The sequence below is a fragment of the Mesorhizobium sp. L2C066B000 genome (assembly GCF_000502335.1).
Taxonomy (GTDB): domain Bacteria; phylum Pseudomonadota; class Alphaproteobacteria; order Rhizobiales; family Rhizobiaceae; genus Mesorhizobium.
Window position 1 is genome coordinate 1 of the sequence record NZ_AYWZ01000020.1, and the last position, 23,336, is coordinate 23,336.

20 protein-coding genes and 1 pseudogene are annotated in these 23,336 nt (G+C 62.0%); 5 read left to right on the forward strand and 16 right to left on the reverse strand.

The features are described from left to right. Positions 1–428: 428 nt before the first annotated feature. The 7 genes from lpxK to epmA form a co-directional block, all read right to left on the reverse strand. Positions 429–1,457, reverse strand: coding sequence for a tetraacyldisaccharide 4'-kinase (gene lpxK / locus X733_RS139410; protein WP_023819954.1), 1,029 nt, complete (start codon positions 1,455–1,457; stop codon positions 429–431). After that, positions 1,458–2,774: a lipid IV(A) 3-deoxy-D-manno-octulosonic acid transferase gene (gene waaA / locus X733_RS139405; protein WP_023671577.1), complete on the reverse strand. Its 1,317-nt coding sequence runs from the start codon at positions 2,772–2,774 to the stop codon at positions 1,458–1,460. It abuts the gene before it with no gap. Then, the gene (locus X733_RS139400) at positions 2,771–3,559 is read right to left on the reverse strand and encodes a lysophospholipid acyltransferase family protein (RefSeq protein ID WP_023819955.1); all 789 of its coding nucleotides are present in this window, start codon (positions 3,557–3,559) and stop codon (positions 2,771–2,773) included. The genes waaA and X733_RS139400 overlap by 4 nt, the downstream gene beginning before the upstream one ends. Positions 3,560–3,564: 5 nt before the next feature. Beyond that, positions 3,565–3,810, reverse strand: coding sequence for a DUF4170 domain-containing protein (locus X733_RS139395; protein ID WP_023819956.1), 246 nt, complete (start codon positions 3,808–3,810; stop codon positions 3,565–3,567). 68 nt (positions 3,811–3,878) lie between these two features. Further along, positions 3,879–4,685 carry a 3'(2'),5'-bisphosphate nucleotidase CysQ gene (locus tag X733_RS139390; RefSeq protein WP_023671574.1) on the reverse strand — a complete coding sequence of 269 codons (807 nt, stop codon included), beginning with the start codon at positions 4,683–4,685 and terminating at the stop codon, positions 3,879–3,881. Beyond that, the gene (locus X733_RS139385; RefSeq protein ID WP_031194038.1) at positions 4,672–6,015 is read right to left on the reverse strand and encodes a TldD/PmbA family protein; all 1,344 of its coding nucleotides are present in this window, start codon (positions 6,013–6,015) and stop codon (positions 4,672–4,674) included. Before X733_RS139385 ends, X733_RS139390 begins: the two co-directional genes overlap by 14 nt. A 197-nt stretch (positions 6,016–6,212) precedes the next feature. Next, the gene (gene epmA, locus X733_RS139380) at positions 6,213–7,259 is read right to left on the reverse strand and encodes an EF-P lysine aminoacylase EpmA (protein WP_023819958.1); all 1,047 of its coding nucleotides are present in this window, start codon (positions 7,257–7,259) and stop codon (positions 6,213–6,215) included. 129 nt (positions 7,260–7,388) lie between these two features. Between epmA and efp the strand changes: the two genes are divergently transcribed. After that, entirely contained in the window at positions 7,389–7,958 is a 570-nt protein-coding gene (efp, locus tag X733_RS139375; RefSeq protein WP_023682947.1) for an elongation factor P, read from the forward strand. A gap of 75 nt (positions 7,959–8,033) precedes the next feature. On the opposite strand, the pseudogene X733_RS1000000168690 reads toward efp, so the two are convergent. Next, positions 8,034–8,180 (reverse strand): annotated as a pseudogene (locus X733_RS1000000168690) (LysR family transcriptional regulator); the annotation flags it as partial. On the opposite strand from X733_RS1000000168690, the gene X733_RS1000000168695 reads away from it, so the two are divergent. Continuing rightward, complete coding sequence (locus X733_RS1000000168695) at positions 8,148–8,450, forward strand: nuclear transport factor 2 family protein (RefSeq protein WP_245274524.1); 303 nt, start codon at positions 8,148–8,150, stop codon at positions 8,448–8,450. The pseudogene X733_RS1000000168690 and the gene X733_RS1000000168695 overlap by 33 nt on opposite strands. 63 nt (positions 8,451–8,513) lie before the next feature. On the opposite strand, the gene X733_RS139365 is transcribed toward X733_RS1000000168695, so the two are convergent. Then, on the reverse strand, positions 8,514–9,809 hold the full coding sequence (locus X733_RS139365) for an isoprenylcysteine carboxylmethyltransferase family protein (RefSeq protein WP_023819960.1): 1,296 nt from the start codon (positions 9,807–9,809) through the stop codon (positions 8,514–8,516). Between the two features lie 250 nt (positions 9,810–10,059). Next, on the reverse strand, positions 10,060–10,587 hold the full coding sequence (locus X733_RS1000000170360) for a hypothetical protein (protein WP_196813779.1): 528 nt from the start codon (positions 10,585–10,587) through the stop codon (positions 10,060–10,062). 933 nt (positions 10,588–11,520) lie between these two features. Between X733_RS1000000170360 and X733_RS139360 the strand changes: the two genes are divergently transcribed. The 3 genes from X733_RS139360 (at position 11,521) to X733_RS139350 (ending at position 15,129) form a co-directional block, all read left to right on the forward strand. After that, positions 11,521–12,681 carry a helix-turn-helix transcriptional regulator gene (locus X733_RS139360; protein ID WP_155924281.1) on the forward strand — a complete coding sequence of 387 codons (1,161 nt, stop codon included), beginning with the start codon at positions 11,521–11,523 and terminating at the stop codon, positions 12,679–12,681. A gap of 160 nt (positions 12,682–12,841) precedes the next feature. Continuing rightward, entirely contained in the window at positions 12,842–14,302 is a 1,461-nt protein-coding gene (locus X733_RS139355) for a phospholipase D-like domain-containing protein (protein ID WP_023700604.1), read from the forward strand. Positions 14,303–14,328: 26 nt separating this feature from the next. Next, positions 14,329–15,129, forward strand: coding sequence for an endonuclease/exonuclease/phosphatase family protein (locus tag X733_RS139350; RefSeq protein WP_023671569.1), 801 nt, complete (start codon positions 14,329–14,331; stop codon positions 15,127–15,129). A gap of 1 nt (position 15,130) precedes the next feature. Here X733_RS139350 and X733_RS139345 read toward each other — a convergent pair whose 3' ends face one another. The 6 genes from X733_RS139345 to X733_RS139320 all read right to left on the reverse strand — a co-directional run bounded on the left by X733_RS139345 (position 15,131) and on the right by X733_RS139320 (position 23,288). Next, positions 15,131–17,098: a glycoside hydrolase family 127 protein gene (locus X733_RS139345; RefSeq protein ID WP_023819963.1), complete on the reverse strand. Its 1,968-nt coding sequence runs from the start codon at positions 17,096–17,098 to the stop codon at positions 15,131–15,133. A gap of 37 nt (positions 17,099–17,135) precedes the next feature. After that, on the reverse strand, positions 17,136–17,993 hold the full coding sequence (locus X733_RS139340; protein ID WP_023682951.1) for a carbohydrate ABC transporter permease: 858 nt from the start codon (positions 17,991–17,993) through the stop codon (positions 17,136–17,138). Next, entirely contained in the window at positions 17,993–18,913 is a 921-nt protein-coding gene (locus X733_RS139335) for a sugar ABC transporter permease (RefSeq protein WP_023819964.1), read from the reverse strand. Before X733_RS139335 ends, X733_RS139340 begins: the two co-directional genes overlap by 1 nt. Before the next feature lie 122 nt (positions 18,914–19,035). Beyond that, the gene (locus X733_RS139330; protein ID WP_023715223.1) at positions 19,036–20,274 is read right to left on the reverse strand and encodes a sugar ABC transporter substrate-binding protein; all 1,239 of its coding nucleotides are present in this window, start codon (positions 20,272–20,274) and stop codon (positions 19,036–19,038) included. 63 nt (positions 20,275–20,337) lie between these two features. Beyond that, a complete protein-coding gene (locus X733_RS139325) occupies positions 20,338–21,393 on the reverse strand; it encodes a LacI family DNA-binding transcriptional regulator (RefSeq protein ID WP_023819966.1) in 1,056 nt (351 codons plus the stop codon). Positions 21,394–21,857: 464 nt separating this feature from the next. Next, positions 21,858–23,288 (reverse strand): hypothetical protein, encoded by a 1,431-nt coding sequence (locus X733_RS139320; RefSeq protein WP_023819967.1) that lies wholly within the window; start codon positions 23,286–23,288, stop codon positions 21,858–21,860. Positions 23,289–23,336: the final 48 nt, after the last annotated feature.

Consider the following 23,336-nt stretch of genomic DNA (forward strand, 5'->3'; position numbering starts at 1 on the left):
GCCTTGGATCCTTGCACACTTCCTCATCGCGCTTGTGACCGAACCCCTCTCGCAGGAGTTGGGTGTCTCTCCCCCTTGAGCGACGGGCGCCCGCTGCTGTGGCGCGCAACCCGCCAGATCGTCGCCTCTCTGATCGCGACCATCTTTCCTCAACCTTCCTTGGCGGCCCTGCGCCAAAAACTCCATGCCTTGCGATATCGCTGGCGCGAACCACCACGAAAGCGCAAGTTTCAGTCCATGCCAAAGCTATCTTAGCGCCTATGCCCGCAAGGGGGAGATTGGATGATCATCTTTGCTTTCGCCAAATCACCAGCGTTGCAGAATGAGCGCCATTGGCAAAGCTGCTGATCTCCCTCCTTGCGGGGGAGATGGCCGGCAGGCCAGAGGGGGGTGCTGTCCGCCAGCATCTCCGCGTGACGCTGCACGCCCTACCCTCGCAGCTTCCGCTGTCTCCAGGCATCCAGCGTCTCGTCGATGATGCGCTCCGGCACAGTGTCGAGTTCGAACGTGGCGTCGATCTCCAGCACGGCGAGTTCAGCGAGGAAATCGGCCGGGGCAGCGCCGTGGCGCAGCCGGGCGGCGTCCTTGGCGGTGGTGACGAGGCCCAGTCCATCGCGGCGCGCGGTTGCCGCCAGTTCCGCGAGTTCATCAGGGGCATAGAAGTGATGGTCCGGAAACGACCGGCTCAGCGCCACTTCCGCACCAGTGCCGCGCAGCGTGTCGAAGAATTTTTCGGGGTGGCCGATGCCGGCAAAGGCGAGGAACCGCCGGCCGGCGAACCGCTCCTTGGCCGCGGGCTCGGCATGCGCCTCGAAGATCGGCCGGCCGGCGCGCGCCGCCTGGCGCACGACCTGGTCGGCGGCAGCGCCCTCGCCCATCTTCAACAGCCCGTCGGTGAACACCAGTTGGTCGACGATGTTGGCTCTCAGCGGACCGCCCGGAATGACCCGGCCGTTGCCGATGCCGTAACGGGCGTCGACGACGACCAGCGCATAATCGATATGGATGCGCGCGCTCTGAAAACCGTCATCCATGATCAGGAAATCGCAACCATGGGCTTCCAGGAGCAGCTTGGCGCCGGCAGCGCGGTTGGGGCTCACCGCAACCGGCGCGTGCTCGGCCAAAAGCAGCGGCTCGTCGCCGACATGCTTGGCAGCGTCGTGACCGGCATCGACGACATGCGGCTGCGCGAACGAGCCGCCATGGCCGCGCGACAGGAATCCGGGATTGAGTTGCATGCGCCTGGCCTGCTTTGCCAGCGCGATGGCGACCGGCGTCTTGCCGCTGCCGCCGACGGTGAAGTTGCCGACGCAAAGCACTGGCGCGTCGATCTTTTCACGTACCGCCCGATGCATGCGGCGGCCGGCGACGATGCCATAGACGGCTGATAGCGGCGACAGCGCAAAGACCCGCCAGTCCGGCGCTTCCCACCAGAAAGGTGGTGCTTCCGACGCCACCTATCGCCCGTCGGCGCCCTTCAGGCGCGACTTGACGATCAATGGCTGGATATAAGGCTCGAGCGACTTCAGCGTGTGCGCCAGCGCACCGCGCATCTGGTCGACTGTGGCGGCACCGGCCGCCATCATCTCATGGCGCGCAACTTCATTGCTCAGCAGGAAATTGACGGCGCCGGCCAGCATGTCGCGGTCGCGCACCAGCTTGGCGCCGCCGCTGTCGAGCAGGCGCTGATAGGCCTCGCGAAAATTCTGGACGTTGCGGCCGGCCAGCACAGCGGTGTCGAGCATGGCCGGCTCCAGCGGATTCTGGCCGCCTTCCGAGGTCAGCGAGCGGCCGACAAAGGCGATTTCCGTCAGCCGGAGATAAAGCCCCATCTCGCCGATCGTATCGCCAAGGAGGATATCGGTGTCGGCGGTGATCCGGTCGCCCTTGCTGCGCCGCGCCAGCTTCAGGCCCATGCCGGAAATCTGTGCGGCCAGCGCTTCGGCGCGGTCGGGATGGCGCGGGACGATAATCGTCAGCAGGCCATGGTGGCGCTTGTAGAGCGTGGCGTGGACTTCCGCCGCGACCACCTCCTCGCCGTCATGGGTCGAAATTGCCGCCCAGGTCGGGCGGCCGGCGATCTGGCGCTTCAGCGTCGCCAGCGCCCGTTCGTCGACGGGCGGCGGCAAGGTGTCGACCTTGAGGTTGCCGGACACGGTGACCGGCCGGGCGCCAAGCGCGCGAAACCGTTCGCCGTCGACATCCGACTGGGCAACGACATGTGCAAGGTTCTCGAACAGCGCCTCGGCGATGTTGGCGCGCTTCTTCCAGGATTTGAACGAACGGTCGGAGAGCCGGCCGTTGACCAGCACCTGCGGCACGTGGCGGGCGCCGAGCTCGAGGATCGTCATCGGCCATATCTCGGATTCGGCGATGATAGCCAGGTCCGGCCGCCAGTGATCGAGAAAGCGGCTGACGGCCGGCTTGAGGTCGAGCGGAACATATTGGTGGATGATGCGGTCGCCCAGCCGTTCGTCGGCAACCTGCGCCGAGGTCACTGTTCCCGTCGTCAGCACGATGTTGACACCGTAGTCGAGGATGCTTTGCACCAGCGGCACGACCGCAAGGGTCTCGCCGACGCTTGCCGCATGGATCCAGATCACCGGCCCTTCGGGGCGCGGCCGCCCGGCAACGCCGTAGCGCTCACGGCTGCGGCTGCGGTCTTCCTTGCCCTGCGATGTGCGCCAGGCGACATAGGGACCCATCAGCGGATAGGCGGCTGCACCGGCAAGGCGGTAGGCCGCCAGGAAGGCGCGCGCCCAGCCGACGCTCATGGCCTGCCGTCCACGAGCCGATAGGCCTCGGCGGTTGCGGCATTGAGCGCGGCCGTGACTTCCTGGCGCTTGCGCTCCATTTCGGCCTCGTCGGCATTGGCCGGCACGAAAACCGGCGTTCCGATGACGATCGAGGAGCGGCCGAACGGCAGGTTGATGGTGGTCTTGTCCCAGCTCCTTTCCAGCACCTTGCGGCGGCTGGTGGCGATGGCGGCAGGCATGATCGGCCGGCCGGAAAGGCGTGCCAGCAGAACGATACCAAGCCCCGCGTCGCGCGGCGTGCCGTGGGGAATGTCGGCGATCATGGCGACGTTCTTGCCGGCCACGAGTGACTTTTTCAGGGCGATGAGCGCCTTGGCGCCGCCCTTGTCGAGATGCTTCGTGCTTTCACGCCCGCCGGAGCCGCGCACCGCCTCGATGCCGAATTTTTCGATCATCAGCGCGTTGAGTTCGGCGTCGGCGCTGCGCGAGACCATGGCGACCAGCGGCCGTCCCTTGGGATAATAGGCTGGGGTCAGCAGATGCTGGCCATGCCAGAGCGCGATGATGCCGGGTTCGAATTCGGCGTAGTCGCCGCCTGAAATTTTAGCCGAGCCTTCGACCACGCGGTTGGTCAGGCGCACCAGGCGGACGAACTGGGCGAGCAGGCTGACGATCATGCTCTTGACGATTCGCGACTGCGCCAACGGCTCGCGGATCTTGCGCCAGAATGTCTTCGAACTGCCGCCGCGTCTTCTTCGGACCGCGGCACCGGTGGGCTGCCCTTTCACCGCTTCATGCTCCATCGCTGTCAACCGGCGGCCTTGCTTTCAGGGTCGAGCAGCCGGTGCAGATGGACGACGAAATAGCGCATATGGGCATTGTCCACGCTGGCTTGCGCCTTTGCCTTCCACGCGGTGTGCGCGGTTTGATAGTCCGGATAGACGCCAACGATGTCGAGCGCGTCGAGATCGCGGAACTCGGTGCCTCCCAGCTTCTTCAGCTCGCCGCCGAACACCAGGTGCAAAAGCTGTTTCGTTCCGTCTTCCGCGGCCATTTCGGTCCTTCACATATTGTGAGTTTGCGACAGGTCTAGCCCAAAGCTGCCGACTTTGGAACCTTCGATCACGCTTCCGTATCGGCAATGACGCCGGCAAGCACGGTCAGCAGCTGGCCGCTGCCGGCGACCAGCGCGCCGTGACGGATGATCTCCCCGGCATAAAGCGGCGCGCGGCCATGGCCGTCGAGCACGGCGCCGCCAGCCTCGCGCAAGATGAGATCGGCGGCGGCGATATCCCAGTCATGCGCGTTGGGCTTGACGAAGGTTGCGTCGAGCGTGCCGTTGGCGACCATCGCCAGCCGGTAGGCGAGAGAGGGAATGTGCGCCGCCCGCCGCACCCGGCTTTGCCATTGCGCCGGCATCAGGTCGATCAACTGCTTCAGCCCGCCGATCTCGACCGTCTTACCCAGGCCGCGCACGGCAATCGGCTTGCCGTTGCGGAAAGCTCCATGGCCAGGCAGCGCCCAATAGGTTTCGCCCTTGGCCGGACATTCGAGCACACCGGTGAGCGTGCGGCCATTCTCGACCACCGCGACGCTGACGCACCACGAGCGCAGACCTTCGAGGAAGCCGCGGGTGCCGTCTATGGGGTCGACGACAAAGGTGCGCCGCGCCAGAAGCCGCGCCGGATCGTCAGTCGTTTCCTCTGATAGCCAGCCATAGTCCGGCCGCGCCGCAAGAAGGGTCTCGCGCAGATAGGCGTCCGCCGCGTGGTCGGCTTCGCTGACCGGCGAGGTGCCGCCCTTCATCCACACTTGCGGGTTCTTGCCGAAATAGCGCATGGCGATCGCGCCCGCCTCGCGGGCGGCGTCGCGCAGCAGATCGAGGTCTTCCGAGGCCCCGGCCGATATGACCGGGTCACGCTCCGGCAAGGGTCATTCCTTCGATCAGCAGCGTCGGTGCGGCAGTGCCGAAATCGCGGTCAAGATCGCTCGCCGGAACCATATTGAGGAACATCGTCTTCAAATTCGAGGCGATGGTCACCTCGGCCACCGGATAGGCAAGCTCACCATTGTCGATCCAGAAGCCGGATGCGCCACGGCTGTATTCGCCGGTCACCATGTCGACGCCCTGGCCGAACACTTCAGTGACATAAAAGCCGGATTTTAGCGACCTGATCAGGTCTTCCGGCGTCCTGTCGCCCGGCTCGATGGCGAGATTGGTCGAAGACGGCGATACCGACGAGCCGCTGCGCGCGCCGCGTCCGTTGGTGGTCAGCCCTAATTCCCGCGCGGCGGACGTCGACAGGAACCAGTGCTTCAGCACGCCGTTCTCGACCATCAACAGCTTTTCGCCCTCGACGCCTTCGCCGTCGAACGGGCGCGAGGCCTGGCCGCGACGCCGTAGCGGCTCGTCGGTGACGGTAATGGCAGCCGACGCAACCTGCTTGCCCATCATCTCGCGCAAAAAACTGGTCTTGCGCGCCACCGAAGCGCCGTTGATGGCGCCGGCGAGATGACCGGCAATGCCGCGCGCGACGCGCGGATCGAACACCACGTTGACCGGACCGGTCGCCGCCTTGCGGGCGCCGAGGCGGCGCACGGCGCGCTCGCCGGCCTTGCGGCCGATCAATTCCGGTGCGTCCAGATCGGAAAAATGCTGGTTCGAAGAGTATTCGTAGTCGCGCTCCATGCCGGTGCCTTCACCCGCAATCACGCTGGCCGAACGCGAAAAGCGCGACGCGACATAGTGGCCGACGAAGCCGTTCGACGTGGCAAGCACCAGCCCGCCGAGGCCTGCGCTGGCGCCGCTGCCGGCCGAATTGGTGACACCCTTGACTGCAAGGGCCGCTTCCTCGGCGGCAAGGGCCGCTTCCTTCAACTGATCGGCCGAAACCTCGGTGGCGTCGAACAGATCGAGGTCGCGCACCTTGCCAACCAGCAAAGCCGGATCGGCGAGACCCTGATAGGGGTCCTCGGGCGAGACTTTGGCCATGGCCACGGCGCGCTCAGCCAGCGCCTTGGGGTCCGATGCCGCCGTCGCCGAGACGCTCGCCACCCGGTTGCCGACGAAGACGCGCAGCGAGACATCGTCGCCCTCGGACGCTTCGGTGTGCTCGACCTTTCCCAGCCGCACCGACACGCCGATCGAACGGCCGCGCACGGCAACCGCGTCGGCGGCGTCAGCGCCGGCCCGCTTGGCAGCCTCGACCAGTGCCGCGACGCGGTCGGTCAATTTCGCTGCCTCTGATGTATCGGTCATGCGCATGGTCCTGGCTGAAGCCGCGCCGGGCGGTAGCGGCTGCTGCACCATCTATTGTCCCAATGCGGCTTGTGCAATGGCGCACGGGCAATTGTCCCGCTGCGGCATAGCGCCCAAGCGGCCCGCAAAGCCATCCGCGGCGGCGCCACAGACGCGCGGCTTGACCGGTTTGTGAGTTTAACCGAGGCCGATTTCCGTCAAGGAGTGGCGACCGGCGTCCAGATCACGTCATCGATCCTCGTCGCGCCCGTTGCCAGCATCACCAGCCGGTCGAAGCCAAGCGCCGAGCCGCTGGCTTGCGGCATGATGGCGAGGGCGGCGAGAAAATCCTCATCCAGCGGATAGCGCTCGCCATAGACGCGCTCCTTCTCGTCCATCTCGGCGGCAAAGCGCCGGCGCTGCTCGGCCGGATCGGTCAGTTCGCCAAAAGCATTGGCGAGCTCGACGCCGCAGCAATAGAGCTCGAAGCGCTCGGCCACGCGCTGGTCCTCCGCGCTCGGCCGGGCCAAGGCGGCCTCGGAGATCGGATAGCCATAGAGGATTGTGGCCCGCCCCTGCCCCAGCATCGGTTCGACCTTTTCCACCATCACGCGGCTGAACAAATCGGCCCAGTTGTCATCGTCGGCCGTGCGCAGGCCGGCCTTGACCAGAGCATCATGAAGTGCGGCGCGGTCTGTGCCGCCATCGGCAGAAACGGTGGCAAGAAGATCGATGCCGGCGTAACGCGCAAAAGCTTCCGCCACGCTCACGCGTTCCGGCTCGGCAAACGGATCGGCCTCGCGGCCGCGAAAGCGGAAGGTTTTGGCGCCGGCCCGCTCAGCCGCGAGCTTCAGCAGTTCGGCGCAATCAGCCATCAGGCTCTCATAGGTTTCGCCGACCCGGTACCATTCGAGCATGGTGAACTCCGGGTGATGCAAAGGACCGCGCTCGCGGTTGCGCCAGACGGCGCCCAGGCTGAAGATGCGCCGTTCGCCGGCGGCAAGCAGCTTCTTGCAGGCGAATTCCGGTGAGGTGTGGAGGTAAAGCGGCCGGCGCGCACCGTCGGCGCCGATAGCCTCGGTGGCAAAGGCGGAGAGATGCGCCTCATTGCCCGGTGATATCTGCAGCGCCGCCGTCTCGACCTCGATGAAGTCGCGCTCGCCAAACCAGCCGCGCATTGCGGCAGCTATGGCGTTACGCGCCATCAGCCGCGGCCGGCGGTCGGCGTGAACATCCGGCGTCCACCAGGGCGAAGCGCCAGTCATGGGTTTGCCGGGCAACGGAATTGCTGACAGGGCTGGCGGTTCGGGCCAAGATGCGCTACGGCGACGGCTCTCGCAGCCGATTTGCGCCGAACGATCGTTTCAGGCCAACGAAGTCTAGGATTGAAAACCGTGGTGAAGGTCATCGCCAGTTCGCTCCGTAAAGGCAATGTCGTCGACAAGGACGGCAAGCTTTACGTGATCCTCTTTGCCGAAAACATCCACCCTGGCAAGGGTACGCCGGTCACCCAGCTCGACATGCGCCGCATCTCCGACGGGGTGAAGGTTTCGGAGCGCTACCGCACCACCGAGCAGGTCGAGCGCGCCTATGTCGAGGAGCGCGAGCACACCTTCCTCTACGCCGACGCCGAGGGGTATCACTTCATGAACCCGGAAAGCTACGACCAGGTCGCGGTGCCGGAAAGCGTGGTCGGCGACATGGCGCCCTACCTGCTCGAAGGCATGGCGGTGCAGATTTCGCAGTTCAACGGCATCGCCATAGCCCTGGTGCTGCCGCAGCGCGCTACTTTCGAAGTGGTCGAGACGGAGCCGACGACCAAAGGCCAGACGGCGTCCTCGTCATACAAGCCGGCCGTGCTTTCCAACGGCGTGCGCACGCTGGTGCCGCCGCACATCGCGCCGGGTACCCGCGTGGTGGTGATGACGGCCGATGGCGCTTATGTGGAGCGGGCGAAGGACTGAGAAAGAACATCCTACGAACACGCGTGAGCCTGTTTACGGCGTCCGTCCCAGAGCTAGCGCGACAGAAGGTTTCTGCTACTCGGCGGCGATAAGCATTTCGACGAAGGCGGTCACCTTGCGCGGCCGGAACCGCGCGGCCGGATAGACCGTATGGATGTCCCCGGAGGGCAGCGACCAGTCCTTGAGGAGTTGGATCAGCCGCCCCGCCGCAATCTGCTGGCCGCTCTCACCCCCGATGCACGGTGGACCGAAGCCGAAGGTTTCCCATACGCCGGGACCTATGTCGGCGCGGAAGCGATTATCACCGGTGTCTTCCGGCGCCTCGCCACGGAATGGATCGGCTATCGCGCCGACGTTCACACCTATCTTGAAGACGGCGACCGTATCGCCGCCTTCGGGGTCTACTCCGGAACCTACAAGGCGATGGGGAAAGTCGATGCACGCCGCCTGCCCATCTCTACGAGATCAGTTATGGAAAGATCGCCAGTATGACGCAGTATGCCGACACATTCCTGGTCCAGCAGACGCTGACGCCGGATGCTTGAAATGGCCGCTCTAATGTAAAAGTTTCTTCGCTCTTGCGAGGAACCCATGTTGATCAATGTAATCGACGTAGGCCCGATATTTGGGGTCAGGCATCAAGGCAATTTCCTCGCCCTTTGCGCGCAGATAGTAAACTCCATTCAAGATTAGAATCAGCATGCACCCCCTGACAGCCGTCAGGGGGCCATCCGTCACAATGAACGGGGCTGATATGAGCCAGAACCCAATATTCTTGAATAGGTAGGCCGGGTGCTTGAACCAGGCATAGGGACCGGACGTCATGATGCCCCTGTGAGCAATATTGGAAAAACGGAGTCCGAACGCGATATTGGCGTAAGTGTTCATTCCCACAGAAAACAAAATCGCGATCATGAAGGCCATACCAATGGCCGAATCTATGGGTACGAGCGCATACCAATGAGCACCGGAATAGTACCCGCCCGAATAGAGAAGGGCTGCGTTTAGCGGGCTGTAGCAAATGAGCGTTACAGCCCAGATCCATCCATCGGCGTAGACATATCTGATATGCGAGTTGAGAATGCGAAGAGTGAAAACATAACCAATAGATCCAAATATCACATCTATCAGCCAGATCTTGTCGAATATATAATAGAAATATGCTAGAGGGTATTTTAGATCGGACACAGATATACCATTCGACGTCTCGAGATATGACGCGATTGCTGGAACCAACATCGGCAGAAAGATGCCTTTCAATGCGTAGCCGAGCGCATGACACTTGGCCCGATTAAGGTCCGTGCTACCGTACCTCCCGCGAAGCAGGAAGTTACCGAAATGCCAAGCGTCATCCTTAGGGTCCGTTTGATAGCGATCGAATAAAAACAAATAGGCAGGTACAATCACCGCCAGCCAAGGAAAACAGATCCGGAAGGCCTCGAAATACACCTGATAGAATGGTGCGCGGTATTCAGGTATCGTCCAGTAAATGAGCGCGATTGTGCCCCAGCATGCCCAGTGCGCGACCAGTTTTAAGGCGGTCCGGGACAGGCGAACCAGCAGTTCGGGTCTGGAACGACCAAAGTCGAGGCCTGCGGACGGCTGACGGTGCTCCTTCAGAACCGCGATGTCGAAGAGACCCATCGCAAGAGCCGGCAGGGCTATAACCCAAATAGTCGCCATCCCGCCGGCAAGTTGTAACAATCCAACCACGGTCAGGGACAGTATGACGGCCGCCAAGCCAACCAGGCTAGTCGCAATATGAATATCGCTGGCCGGCCGCACTTCCGTGCGATGTCCAGCCGAAGCCATCTCCACGTTCACCATTATCTGCGCCACGGAATCGTGCATTCTTTTGATTCGACGAAACTAACCGGGGCCGCAGAGATGCTTGACCATTTCGAAAATATGGAACGGCTGCCGATCCTGACTGTGCCGCATACTGCTTCCCTGTCGGGTCTCGGCGTACTGGCAAGGCCGAGCGAGAAACCTAACACCACCGTTAGTACCAACAGTATAAGCAGGCGCAAAAATCCGTCCTTCTTGAATATCCCGTTGCTTTGCGACGGCAGTAGGAGCGCGTGGAGACGCGGCTCTTCAGTCAATTGCCGTTGATCATCCAGACGGGCAATCTCCCCGGCGTATAGGAGGCTTTATTTCCGCCACCGTCATTTCCGCCACCGTTGTCATTTCCGCCACCGTTGCCGCCGTTGGCAGTGCCATTGCCCCCACCGTTGCCGGTGCCGTTGTTGCCGCCGTTGCCGTTGCCGTTGGCGCCGCCATTGGCGCTGCCGTTGGCATTGCCCCCACCGTTGCCGGTGCCATTGTTGCCGCCGTTGCCGTTGGCGTTGCCGTTGGCGCTGCCGTTGGCATTGCCCCCACCGTTGCCGGTGCCATTGTTGCCGCCGTTGCCGTTGGCACTGCCGTTGTTGCCAGCGCCGTTCGCGCCCTCTTTGCCGCGGTCGCTGTGACTGCCGTTCCCATTCCCTGCCCAAGGCTGGCGCCCCGGGCAGTTAGACTGCATAGGATAGCAGGGGGTTGGACCGCTCGCAGTGTAATGCACAAGCGATCCTGCCAGTGCACCGCCTATCAATGCCGCAGGTAGAAGGAATAGAATCTTTCTTGCCATCGAACGTCGGACCTTTCAGGTCGCTGAACTGTGGGTGAAATCAACTAAAACGAACCGTCTGCCAGATTGCCGCCGTAGCCGTCAGTTTCCCGACGGGAATGTGCCGATAGACCCACTGCCATCTCCAACAGGCTGAAGAGCGTTTTCGCAGCCGGGGAGCCTAGGATTGGCTTCACACAGGCATGTGGGCGTCTGGGCGTTGGCTGGATCCGCGCATGATATGCTCGACGACGAATTGGAATGGTGGCGCACAGCGTTGGCGATGAGGCCGCCCGTTACCCCCCCTGCAACGCCGGCGACAGCTACACCGACAACCACGGTGCCAAGACCCGCGCCGGAGCCGGTGCCATCCGCAACAAGAGTTGCACCTCCCCTGCCCCCAATCCTGAATGTCTTCACGTGCGTAACTACCGGTGCCGTGCCGGACTTATCGGCGCCTATCGTCACGACGTCCTGAAGCCTTGTTCCATCCGCCAATCGATAGGGCGCCAGCACTTGGGTGCCGGAAACCGCGCAACCCGTGAGTACAATCGCGCTTACGGCCAAGAGAGGCCGGAGCGCCGTTCGGCGTCGGGAGGCAAACACGGAATAGCCAGAACGATTTGAATTGAACATAGATCCCCACGCGGTGCCCGTCAGTGTCAATAGGTCGACATGGCAAGGCTAACAGCGTGAATATCGCCCACATCCCCCAAACGAGGGATGTTGGACGGTTCGAAATGGCAAATGGTGCAAGTCCAGATCGACCGTGGTATCCGATCAATGTTTGTGCAATGTACTCCCACAGCGGTTCGTGTAGGCTAAAAGTGGTTGCGCGGAAGGGTCGTCGGAATTCAAATCTCGGCCGCGCCGGAATAGCTATTTTTGTGGACGCGTTGCCTATGGACTTTTCGGCAGGCACATTGATCGACTATGACCTCAAGTGAAAAAAGATTGTCGTCCGACATCGCGGACCTCAACACGATCATCAACGCCGCAGCTTGTAACGTGAATCGTTGGACCGACGTTGCCGAATTGCTGCAGCGTTTCATCCCTGGATCAAAGATACTGTTTCAAGTAGTTGAGAAAGAAAGCACAACCCTGCTTCAGGTTGTCTATTCTGGCTTCAGCGACAGAACCATTCAGGCCTACGGGGACCACTATTGGAAGGTTAACCCTTGGACGAAGGGCATGAACGAGATGAACATGTCTTTGTTCACAAGATCGTCAGAATTATACCCGGACCAATTGCTTAGGAAGACGGAATTCTTCACTGATCTTGTGAACCCGGAGCGTGAATGCGATGGGGCGACGGCTTTGAAATTCGCCGCGCACAGAGATCGATACGCGGTGTTGGCCGTGCACCATGATTTCAGGCGTCACGAGCAGATACATGCTCGCGGTCAGGCCTTGCTGCGAACCGTTGTGCCCGCCCTTCGAACTGCGCTCGAAGTAAACCGGCTCACCAACCCAACGTTTAATCGGCCGGGAGGACGCGGATTGATCGACCAGCTCGTCGATGCGGCTATTGTGGTGGATGAGAACTGCCGCCTGCTTGCATCAAATGCCGCCGCAAACGAACTTATAGCTGATGCCAGCCTTGTTTTGGTCAGGGGGCAAGATATCGTCCAAATCAACAATGCGGAAGCAAATGCGGCGTTTGCAGGCCTTGTCCGAAACAGTTGCACCCTCGGGGACGGCCGAGCCAGACTAGACGATCTGATCGTGAATTCCGCATCGGGAAATTATGTCGTTACATGTGTCCCTGTCGCAATCGATCAAACGAATGCCTTGCCGGCCGGGCTTCTATCGATCTTTACGCCAAGAACCGTTTCACTGGTCATAGTTCGGCCGCGTGCAAGTGAAGACCTAGCCGCGCTGATGGGAAATCTGCGCCATCATTTTGGACTGACCAAAGCGGAAGCCGGCCTGGTCCTGGAGTTCGAGCGCGGCGGCACATTGTCGGAAATCGCCAGTCGCGTTGGTGTTTCGCGCTCGACTATCCAAACACACCTCAAATCGATCTTCGCCAAGACCGGCACCTCCAAGCAGCGGGATGTCGTTACGCTGATCACGCGCCATCGAGCTTCCGGCAGGCTGTTTTTTCCTCGATGATTTCTGAAGACCACCTGTCTGTTTTCCATCGCACAGCAGGCGCTGACGCCGGACGCTTGAATGCCGATCTCCAAGTGCGGAGTAATGTTTCCTAGAGCATCCGGGCGGCTACAAATCAGCTGCATTGCCTTCTGCGGCCGCTGGCTCGATAGTCCTGCCGATGTGGCAGACCTTTGTGACCTACTGGCCTCTGATCCTTGTGATCATTCCGATGCTGATGGCCGCCATCGGCATCGTCCACGCAATCATGACCAAGGAAGACGTGCGCGCCGCCACCGGCTGGGTCGGCGTGATGATCTTGTCGCCGTTCCTTGGCGCGATCATCTATGCCATTGCCGGCATCAACCGCATCCGCCGCGCCACGATCAGCGCCATGCGGCCCGTCGCCGGTGAAGCCGAGACAGCCAAACACGACCACGACATTGCGCTCGAAACACTCATCTCAGCCGAATTCGGCCAGCGCTTTGCCGGCCTGAAGACGCTAGGCGACAGGGTGGCGCGGCGCGCACTGACGTCGGCAAACGCGATCACGATCCTCAGGACCGGCGACGAAGCTTACGCAGCAATGTGCCGGGCGATAGACAGCGCACAGCGCAGCATTCTGCTCGAGACCTACATCTTCGACAATGACGAGATCGGACGACGTTTTGTCGGATCGCTGGCCGGCGCGGTCCGGCGCGGTGTGACGGTTCGCGTGCTGATCGATGCGGTCGGCGTGCGCTATTCCGTGCCCAGCATCCTTGGGACACTCCGGGAAGCCGGCGTCACCGTCGATCTGTTCAACGGCAACATCGTCATGGGCCTGAGACTTCCCTATGCGAATTTGAGGACGCACAGAAAAATCCTGATCGTCGACGGTGTGGTGGCGTTCACGGGAGGCATGAACATCCGCAAGGGATTTTCGGCCGAATTCGCCGGCAGCGCCAGTTCGGCGGATACGCATTTCCAGGTGACGGGGCCGGTCGTGGCCGACCTGTTCGCGGTTGCCGCCGAAGACTGGCGTTTTGCCGGCAACGAGGCGCTCAAGGACGAGGTTTGGCACGTAGAAAAGCCCTCGCCGCCACCCGGTCAGCCGATCCTGGTGCGGGCCGTGGCGTCGGGGCCGGACGCCAGCATCGAAACCAACCACAAATTGCTGACGGGGGCATTTTCCGTCGCCCGCAAATCGATCCGCATCATGTCGCCCTATTTCCTGCCGGACCGGGAATTTGTCAGCGCGCTGGTCACGGCGGCCCGGCGCGGCGTCGAGATCGACATCGTCGTGCCCGCGGTCAACAATCTCTTCCTGGTCGGCCGCGCCATGACGGCGCAGTACGACCAGGTGCTGAAGCACTATTGCCGCGTCTGGCGGCATGAGGGGTCGTTCGACCATTCGAAGCTGTTGTCGGTCGATGGCGTCTGGGCCTATGTCGGCTCCTCCAACCTCGACGCCCGGTCGCTGCGGCTGAATTTCGAAATCGACCTGGAGGTGCTGGATACCGGCTTTGCCGCCGAGATCGAGGGGCGTATCGGAGCGGCAATCGCTTCCGCCAAACCCGTCACACTCGCAACCCTAAGAGCGCGGCCATTTGTCATCCGGGTCTTTGACCGGTTGTTATGGCTGGGATCGCCCTATCTTTAGAATCAGGACAGATTGAACGCAGGCCTATGGACATAAACGGACGCAGCCTTCCTGAAACAGTGCTCCTGTCGATCCGCGGCAGGAAAGCGCGCAAGGCGAACGCGACGCCGCGCAAGCACATTGAAGGCGCCCAGATGGTGGTCGCCTCCTACAACGTCCACAAATGCATCGGCACCGACCGCAGGTTCGACCCCGAACGGACCGCCCGCGTCATCCGCGAGATCGGCCCCGACGTCATCGCGCTGCAGGAGGCCGACAACCGCTTCGGCGACCGCGCCGGGCTGCTCGACCTTGCCCGGATCGAACACGAAACAGGGCTTGTGCCGGTGCCGGTTTCCGGAAGCGGCAAGGGCCATGGCTGGCGCGGCAACGTGCTTTTGTTCAAGCGCGGCACCGTGCGCGACGTCCATCAGATCAAGCTTCCGGGACTGGAGCCCCGCGGCGCGCTGGTTGCCGAGATCGACCTCGACGAAACGCGCACTCTGCGCGTCATCGCCGCGCATCTCGGCCTGTTGCGCCGCTCGCGTTCGGAGCAGGCCCGCGTCGTGCTCGACATCATGAGCAACCAGGATGAAAGGCCGACCTTGCTGCTCGGCGACCTCAACGAATGGCGGCTGGGCAACCGCTCGGCGCTCAAGACGCTGCACGCCACCTTTGGTTTCACGCCGGCGGCGGTGCCGACTTTCCCCTCAGGCCTGCCGGTGCTGGCGCTCGACCGGATCATGGCCAACCGGCACGGCATGGTCTCGTCGGTGGAAGCCCATGACACGCCGCTGTCGCGGGTTGCGTCGGATCATTTGCCGCTGACGGCGTTCGTCAGCCTGTAACTCATCCGTCCCGCAGCCAGACCAGCATCTCACCGGGTTCACGGTTGTCCCAGGCAAAGTACGGGACGGCGGTGATTTTCGTTTCGCTCACCGCCGGCGGATCGGTGCGATAGAGCCCGGTTTCCCAGTTTTCCTGCGCTTCCTTGCTGGCAAGTGCCGAAAGCGTGACGATGCCGCCGAGCAGGTTCGGCTCGGCATGCGCCTCGATTGTTGCCGTTCGCGGCAGAGCGATCCGATGCAACTGGCCGGCATTGTCGGTCTCCTCGACGCAATAGATCAGCGGACCGCGCGCAAGTGCGACGCGGCCGATGTCCTGACGCACCTCCGGATTGGCGAACAGACGGGCGATCGACATTTCGAGATCGAGTTCGACCCGGTCGCCCTGGCGCCACTCGCGCCGGATCGCGGCATAGCCGTCGCTGGTGATGTCATCCAGATCGACCGCGGCGCCGTTGACCTTGAGCGCCGCCTTGCCGCACCAGGAGGGGACGCGCAGGTGCAAGGTGAACTCGACCGGCGCGTCGGCTTCGATCCGAATGGAGACCGCGCCATCCCAGGGATAATTGCTGGACTGAATCAGACTGACCGCCCGGTTCGATATGTCGAAGCGCGCGGTGCTGTCGCCGTAGAGATGAACGGCCAGCGCATCATCCGAGAGGGAGTAGAAATAGCTGCCGATGGAGGCGACCATGCGGCCGATATTCGGCGGGCAACAGGGGCAGCGATGCCATTTCCAGCGATTGTGCCTGCCCCGGCTCTCCAACGGGTTCTCGTAGAAGAACAGCGAGCCGTCGAGCGACAGGCCGGAGATCGAGCCGTTGTAGAGCGCTCGCTCCATCATGTCGGCGTAGCGGGCGTTGGGGCCCATGCCGAGCATGCGGCTGGCCCAGAACACGAGGCCGACCGAGGCACAGGTCTCGGCATAGGCGGTTTCGTTGGGCAGGTCGTAGTCGCTGGTAAAGCCCTCATTGTGCGCCGATGGCCCGAGGCCGCCGGTGATATAGAGGTTTTTGGTGGTGAGATCGTTCCAGAGCCGGTCGAGCGCTACCCTGAGCGTATCGTCGCCATATTCGGTGGCGATGTCGGCCATGCCGGAATAGAGGTACATCGCCCTGACCGCATGGCCGACGACCTTGTCCTGCTCGCGCACCGGCTTGTGCGACTGGTTGTACTCATAAGTCTTGAAATGATAGGCCTTCGGGTCGGCGCCGCGCGCACGCGCCTCCTCGTCGAAATAATGCGGCTGTTGCCCGCGCTGGTCGATGAAATACCTGGCCAGGTCCATGTATTTCTGCTCGCCGGTCGCCCGCGCCAGCTTGACCAGCGCCAGCTCGATCTCCTCATGGCCGCAATAGCCCTTCTTCTTGCCCGGCTCCGGACCGAAGGTGTCGGCGATATGGTCGACATAGCGGCACATGATATCCAGCAGCTTGCGCTTGCCGGTGGCCTGGTAGTAGGCGACCGCGCCTTCGATCAGATGGCCGGCGCAATAGAGCTCGTGGCAATCGCGCAGATTGGTCCAGCGCTTGCCGGGCTGGATGCGCTGGTACCAGCTGGAGAGATAACCGTCTTCCTGCTGCAGTCTGCCGTACAGGTCGACGACGGCATCGATCTTCGTCTCGAGCGCCGCGTTCTTGCGCCGGTAGAGCGAATAGGCCGCGGTCTCGATGGTCTTGCCCCAATCGGAGTCCCAGAACATCTGCGTCGTCACCGTCGAGCCGGTGAAGCCGGGGCTGGCAGCCTCGTCGGGCGACGGCGAATGGAACGGAATGACGACGCCCGGCGAGGGCCGGTCCGGGTCGATCTGCTCCAGCATGCGCGCCTCGACGCAGCGCTCGTAGAGGATGTCGGCGGTGCGCGACGCCACGGCATCGACACGGTCGCCCCAGAAGCCGCGCACATCGACCTGCGGCACCGGCAGTGGGCGGAAGGCGAGTTTGCCGGGCTTGGCGGATGGTTTGGCTGTCATCGTGTCACTCCGTTGGATATTGGTCATTCACGGCGGGTCATTTCACTGCGCCGGCCATCAGGCCGCGGATGTAGAAGCGCTGCAGCAGCAGGAAGAGCACCAGGCACGGCACCATCATCACGGTGACGCCCGCCTGCACCGCGCCCCAGTCGATGGCGCCGAAGCGACCGGACTGAAGTGCAGTCATCATGATCGGCAGCGTGAATTTGGACTGGTCGGTCATCAGCACGAGTGCGGCCAGGAATTCGTTCCAGGCGCCGAGGAAGGCGAACAGCGCGATGGTGACGATGCCCGGCCAGACCAGCGGCAGCATCACCTTCAGCAGCATGGTGACGTTGTTGGCGCCGTCCATGCGCGCGGCCTCCTCGATCTCGCGCGGCACCGCATCGAAGGCGTTGCGCATCATGAAGATCGAGAACGGCAGTTGCAGCGTGGTGTAGACCAGGACCAGCCCGGTCAGCGTGTTGTGCAGGCCGACCTTGGTCAGCACCAGGAAGATCGGCGTCAGGATCGACTGGAACGGGATCATAATCGTCGACAGGATGACGATGAAGAGCACATCCTTCATGGGAAAGCGGAAGCGCGAAAACCCGTAGCCGGCCAGCACGCTGACGACGACCGACAGGATCACCGTCATCGAGGCGACATAGAGGCTGTTTTGCGCCGGCAGCCAGAGGCCGTCGCCAAAGGTGTCGAGCGTGCGATAGTTCTCGACCGAGAAGCCTGTCGTCGGCCATGGCGGCAGCGGCGGCTGGCGCGCCTCCTGCGCCGGCTTGAAGGTCGACAGCACGGCCCAGACGATCGGCGCGATGAACAGCACCGAGGCGATCATGCCGGTCGAATGCTCGGCGATCCTGAGCCAGAGGCGGCTGCTGCGGCTTCTTGCCTGCGCCATCAGTCGATGCCCTCCGGCTTGCGCAGCAGCCACAGCTGAACCAGGCTGAGCGCCACCAGGATGGCGAGCAGTATCATCGACAAAGCGGCGCCATAGCCGAGCTTGAACGAGACGAAGGACTGGTTGAAGATCCAGTAGACGGCGGTCAGCGTCTGGTTGCGCGGGCCGCCGCGCAGGATGATGTAGAACTGGTCGAAGGCGAGGATCGAGCCGGCGATCGACAGGATCAGCGCCAGCGCCAGCGTGCGGCGCATCAGCGGCAGGGTGATGGCGCGAAAGCGCGCGAACGGCCCTGCCCCGTCGATCATCGCCGCTTCCTGCAGATCGGTCGGGATCGACTGCAGGCCGGTCATCAGGATGATCATGGTGAAGCCCGCCACCTTCCACACGACCATGGCGATGATCGACCAGAAGGCCGGCTGGAAGGTCGCCAGCAGGTTGAACTTTTTCGCCGTCAGGCCGAAATCGTAGGCGGCCGGGCTGAACAGGCCGGAATCGACATTGAGCAGCCACGACCAGAGCAGGCTGGCAGAAGCGAAGCCGACGACCGCCGGCATGAAGAAGGATGTCCGGTAAAAGCCGGTCAGCCGCCTGGGCTTTTCGATGAACAGCGCCAGCGGAAAGGCGACGGCGAAGATCACGATGGTGACGATCACGGTGTAGTAGGCGGTGAAGCTCAGCGCGTTCCAGAAACGGTTGTCGCGCAGGATCGCCCGGTAATTGTCGAAGCCGATGTAAAAATGCTCGCCCATCAGCGGCCAGTTGTGCAGCGACATCCACGCGGTCATGCCGAGCGGGATGATGAAGAAGAAGACGACCAGTGCCACTGCCGGCGCGACATAGAGCAGGCCGATCCACTGCCGGCGGCCGGCGCCGACCAGTTTTCTGGCGCGTGGCGGGGTGGTGGTGGTGGCGGTCATTTACCCTCCCCACAAGTGGGAGGGTAAGGAGCGCCGGCCGCCCGTCCAGGGAGACGGATCGGGCGGCCGGATCAGGACCTGCGACGGCAGGGGCGTCATGCGCCCTCGCCGCCGGCCAGTCCTTATTTCTGCGCCTGGTCGATGATCGACTGCATGGTCTCCTGCGCATTGGCGATGGCGCCATCGACGTCGTCGCCGAAGACGACCTCGTTGATCATCTGCGTCCACGGACCGTTGGCCGAGTTGATCAGGTCGTTGAACACCACGGAATAGGGCGTGCGGCCCTTGGCCATGGCTTCGGCGGCGATCTGGTAGCGCGGATCGAGATCTTTCAGCGCTTCCTTGGCGATGTCGCCGCGCACCGGCAGGCTGCCGTATTTCGCCAGGATGGTCTGGCCCTCCAGCGAATAGGCGAAGTCGAGAAACTCCTTCACCACGGCGAGCTTCTTGGTGCCCTTGGTGACGACGAAATTGTCGCCGCCGGCAAACGAAGACCAGCCGCTGTCCTTGCCCGGCAGGAAGGTGACGCCATAGTCGATGTCCGGATACTGCGTGTTGAGCGCGCCGATGGCGAAGGCGCCGGACGGCGAAATGCCGATATTGCCGGTGGCGAAGGCGGCAAAGAAATTGGCGCCGGTGTCGGTCTGCGCGCCGGCCGGCACCAGATCCTTCTTGACCATCGAGCGGTAGAGGTCGATGGCGCCACGCAGCTGCGGGCTGTCCAGCGTCGCCTTGGAGCCGTCCTCGCTCAAAATGTCGCCGCCAGAGGCCCAGATCAGCGGCGTGAAGGTGAAGATGTTGCAGCCGCCGCAATTGCCGGAGAAATAAAAGCCCTTGATGTCGCCGCCGAGCGCGTTGACCTTTTCGGCATCGGCCTCGATCTCGGCCCAGTTGGCCGGCCCCTTGTCGGGATCGAGCCCCGCCTGCTTGAACAGCTTCTTGTTCCAGATCAGCACCGAGGCGTCGGCCGAGAACGGCAGCCCGTAAATGTGGTCCTTGTAGGTGCCGGTCTTGACATGCGCCGGCGACAGGCTGGCGAAATAGGGCAGCGATTTCGCCCAGTCGGTGATGTCTTCGAGCTGGCCGGCGGCGGCAAAGGATGGCGTGTAGATCAGGTCGAGCGACAGCGCGTCGGGCGCCGTGCCGCCGGCGGCGGCGGCGCCATATTTCGGGATGATCTCGGCATTGGGAATGATGTCCAGCTTGACCTGGTTCTCATGGCCCTTGTTGAAGGCATCGACGATGCGCGGCATGAAGTTCGAGCCGTCGGCGCGCACCCAGATGTTGGCGGTGTCGGCGGCCATTGCAGGCAAGGCAATGATGCTCGCGGCGAGCGCGAACCCGGTAATCATGGTCTTCATGGTTTTCCTCCTCATGGTTTTGTTCTCCTCCCTGTTGCGGCGCAGATCGCGCCTCGCGTTTTCCTAGCCGTCCAATGGGCGGCCGCATGACTGACGCACCACCAGCCGGCACGGCAGTTTTCGAATGCCCGGCGCGGCGGGTTGGCCGCCGACGAGCGAAAGCAGTGTGAGGCCGGCCTCGCGGCCGAGCGCTGCCAGGTTCATGTCGACCGAGGTCAGCGGCGGGCGGGTTGCCTCGGCCACGATCTCCCAATTGTCGAAGCCGATGACGCCGACGTCGCCAGGCACGCCTAAGCCGCGCTCGCGCAGCGCATCGATGACGCCGCGCGCGATCTGGTCGTTGCCGCAGAACACGGCGTCGGGTTTCTCCCCCTTCTTGTCGAAGAGCATTGGGCCGTCGAACAGCTTTCCGACGGCTTCATGCCCCCAGGCTTCCGACCACGAGCCGAGCAAGGGCTCGGTCACCGGCAGGCCGTGCGCGGCCAGCACATCGCGAAAAGCCTGTGCCCGCTCATTCACCACGGCAAAACTTTCGGGACCGCTGATATGGGCGATGCGCCGCCGCCCGAGGCGGCAAAAATGCTCGACCGCCAGCCGCGCGCCGCCGGCATCGTCGGAGACGAAGGCGATGGCATCGGGATCGGGCTGGCTGAAGGCGTAGATGACGGGCACGCCGAGATTGGCGAGGTCGACCGGCAAATGGCGGTCGATGCGCTTGCCGCTGGCGATGATGCCGTCGATGCGCTTGTCCAGCATCGCCTCGACATGCAGCTGCGCCAGCCGCGGATCGTCCTCGACATTGCACATGAACACCGACACGCCGGCATCGACCAGCGCATCGGAAATGCCGGACATGACCGGCAGGGAAAAGCGGCCATAGGTATCGTTGGTCAACAGGCCGACTGTAAAGGAGCGCCGCCGCAGCAGGCTCTGCGCCAGGCTGTTGGGGCGAAAGCCGAGCCGCTGCGCCGTCTCGCGAATGCGCTGCCGCGTCTCGGCGGTCATCCGCCCCTGCCCGTTCAGCGCCTTCGAAGCCGTGGCCACGCTGACACCAGCCATCGCCGCGACTTCACGCAGGGTGACGGGTTGTTTGGGTGGTGGTGGCGTGTCGGAGGCCATTTTGCGGGTGTCGGTCCTCGGTCTGGGAAAAGGTTTTCTCTTACTGGGCTGTAGCGTGTCGAGGTGGGTGGTCGATGTATGGTGTGGGCTTGGGAAAAGGTTTTCTCAAGGGGAGACTAGGATGAGAATTTGGCGATGGCAAGGGGGTGGCGAGTTGGCGACGCGATCGACGCGGTTGTTCGTCATCACCGCTTTGCGCTAGGAGCGGTCATGGTGAGCAGACATTCTGATGGCGCCTTAGGGCCGAGTGCAGACGGTGCGCTTCTGGAACGAACCAGCCAGGAAGCTGCCATTCCCTAACGACCCGAATAGGCCGTCCACGCTCCGCCTTTGCTGCCCAAGACCGGTCGTTCGTCAGAAATACCGCAAGGTCAAGCACTTTGGCTTGAGCGGGCGAGCGGTCGGGCCTTTGCGGACAGCAAGATGCGCAGCGGATAGCGAACGGCCTGCCTGGTTAGCAGCGGCTACGGCCAGTTTATGTACCCTTGGGACAACTTCCTGAACTCAGCATTGTTTACGCAGCTTGCGGTGCCCTCAATATTAGCAATCAAGTAGTCAAGACATTCAATGAGGCGAGCATTAATCACGGTCTTTCGGACGATTTGCAGTGCCGCTTTTGCGTGCTTGCGACAAAGTTGGTTGCCGAGTTTCGCCGTGATCTCGTAGTGACCGAGCGAAGCCATGACGTACGGGGCAAATTTGTCTCCTGCTATGGCGAGGATTGCATCATAGTATCGTCGGCCACCCGGTGACACGCCTTCTAGATAGGCAACGCCGCGGCCGATCCGGCACATCAATATTACCTTGAACAATCGCATGCAAAGATTGTCAAAGATTGCCGCCTGGTCGGGCACGTACGAGTATAGCTGCGCCGCGACCGGGGCTTCGTGATGGAAATTATCCCATCCGTTATGCTTGTCGAGTAGCTCTGTTATTAGCTCATCGACGATTATGACGCGCTCGGATGGCGAACGAAATGCATTGCCGCCAACGACATCGAAGAATTGCTGGCCAAGGGCATGTTTGTCCTTGTAAAGATTGACGTTATAGCCTTCGAGTACGATCCCAAGTTTATATTTCGCCTCGTCCTGACAGGCCTTCCATATTCCGGGCGCTATCAGAGATATGTTTTTGCGGACAACCGGATCGGTGTCTGCCGAGACATAGATGCCGAACACAGTGCGAAGCAGGCTCCCACATAGGTGGCTGGGAAGTTCTGCAATACGCTTCTCAATTCCCTGGGCTGTGGCGTTGTCCAGCGCACCAGTCGTTGTCTTCAAGTTCTTGATAAACGCCTGAACCTGCAGGGCAGCTTCGGTAGGGTTGTCGTTTAGAACATCCTGAATGCAGTTCTGCAAATAACCCAGAAGTTCGTAGGCGTTAATACTGTAACTGTTCGGATGTGAAATGCCCGTGTCATTTCTCATTTCCAGTATGTGTTTGAGCTTCTTGTAGGTTGTATCGGATATGAGCTCCAACTTTCGACTCGTGTCTAAGAGCACGGAGTCCTTTAAGGAGGATAGATCCTCTTCAGTCGAGTAATATTCTCGCGCCTTGCTGCCGCCTACTGCTCCGTCAAAAAAGATGTCAAGGCCGTACATAACGGCCTTTTTGCGAAGATTGAGGACCACTTCATTCCAAACGGCATTCAGGGAATAGTCAAATAACCCGATGCCCGCCCCTATAACGAAGCGAGATAGATATCTGGCGTCCTTCTTGACCTCAGCCGGAAGTGCCGCCACGAGGCCTTGAATATTGTCACCAATGATAGCCCGTTGCGTCTGATCGGCGATAATGTTGTCGTACGGCAACCCCATCTCTTTGAGAAAATTTACAATGAGCTGTGCCTGTGGATCAATTAGCTCACTGGATTTCTTTATGACGATTTGGCTCATACCACGTCCCCTAGTAGATTAATTGCATTTTGGTCAGTTTGTCTCAGA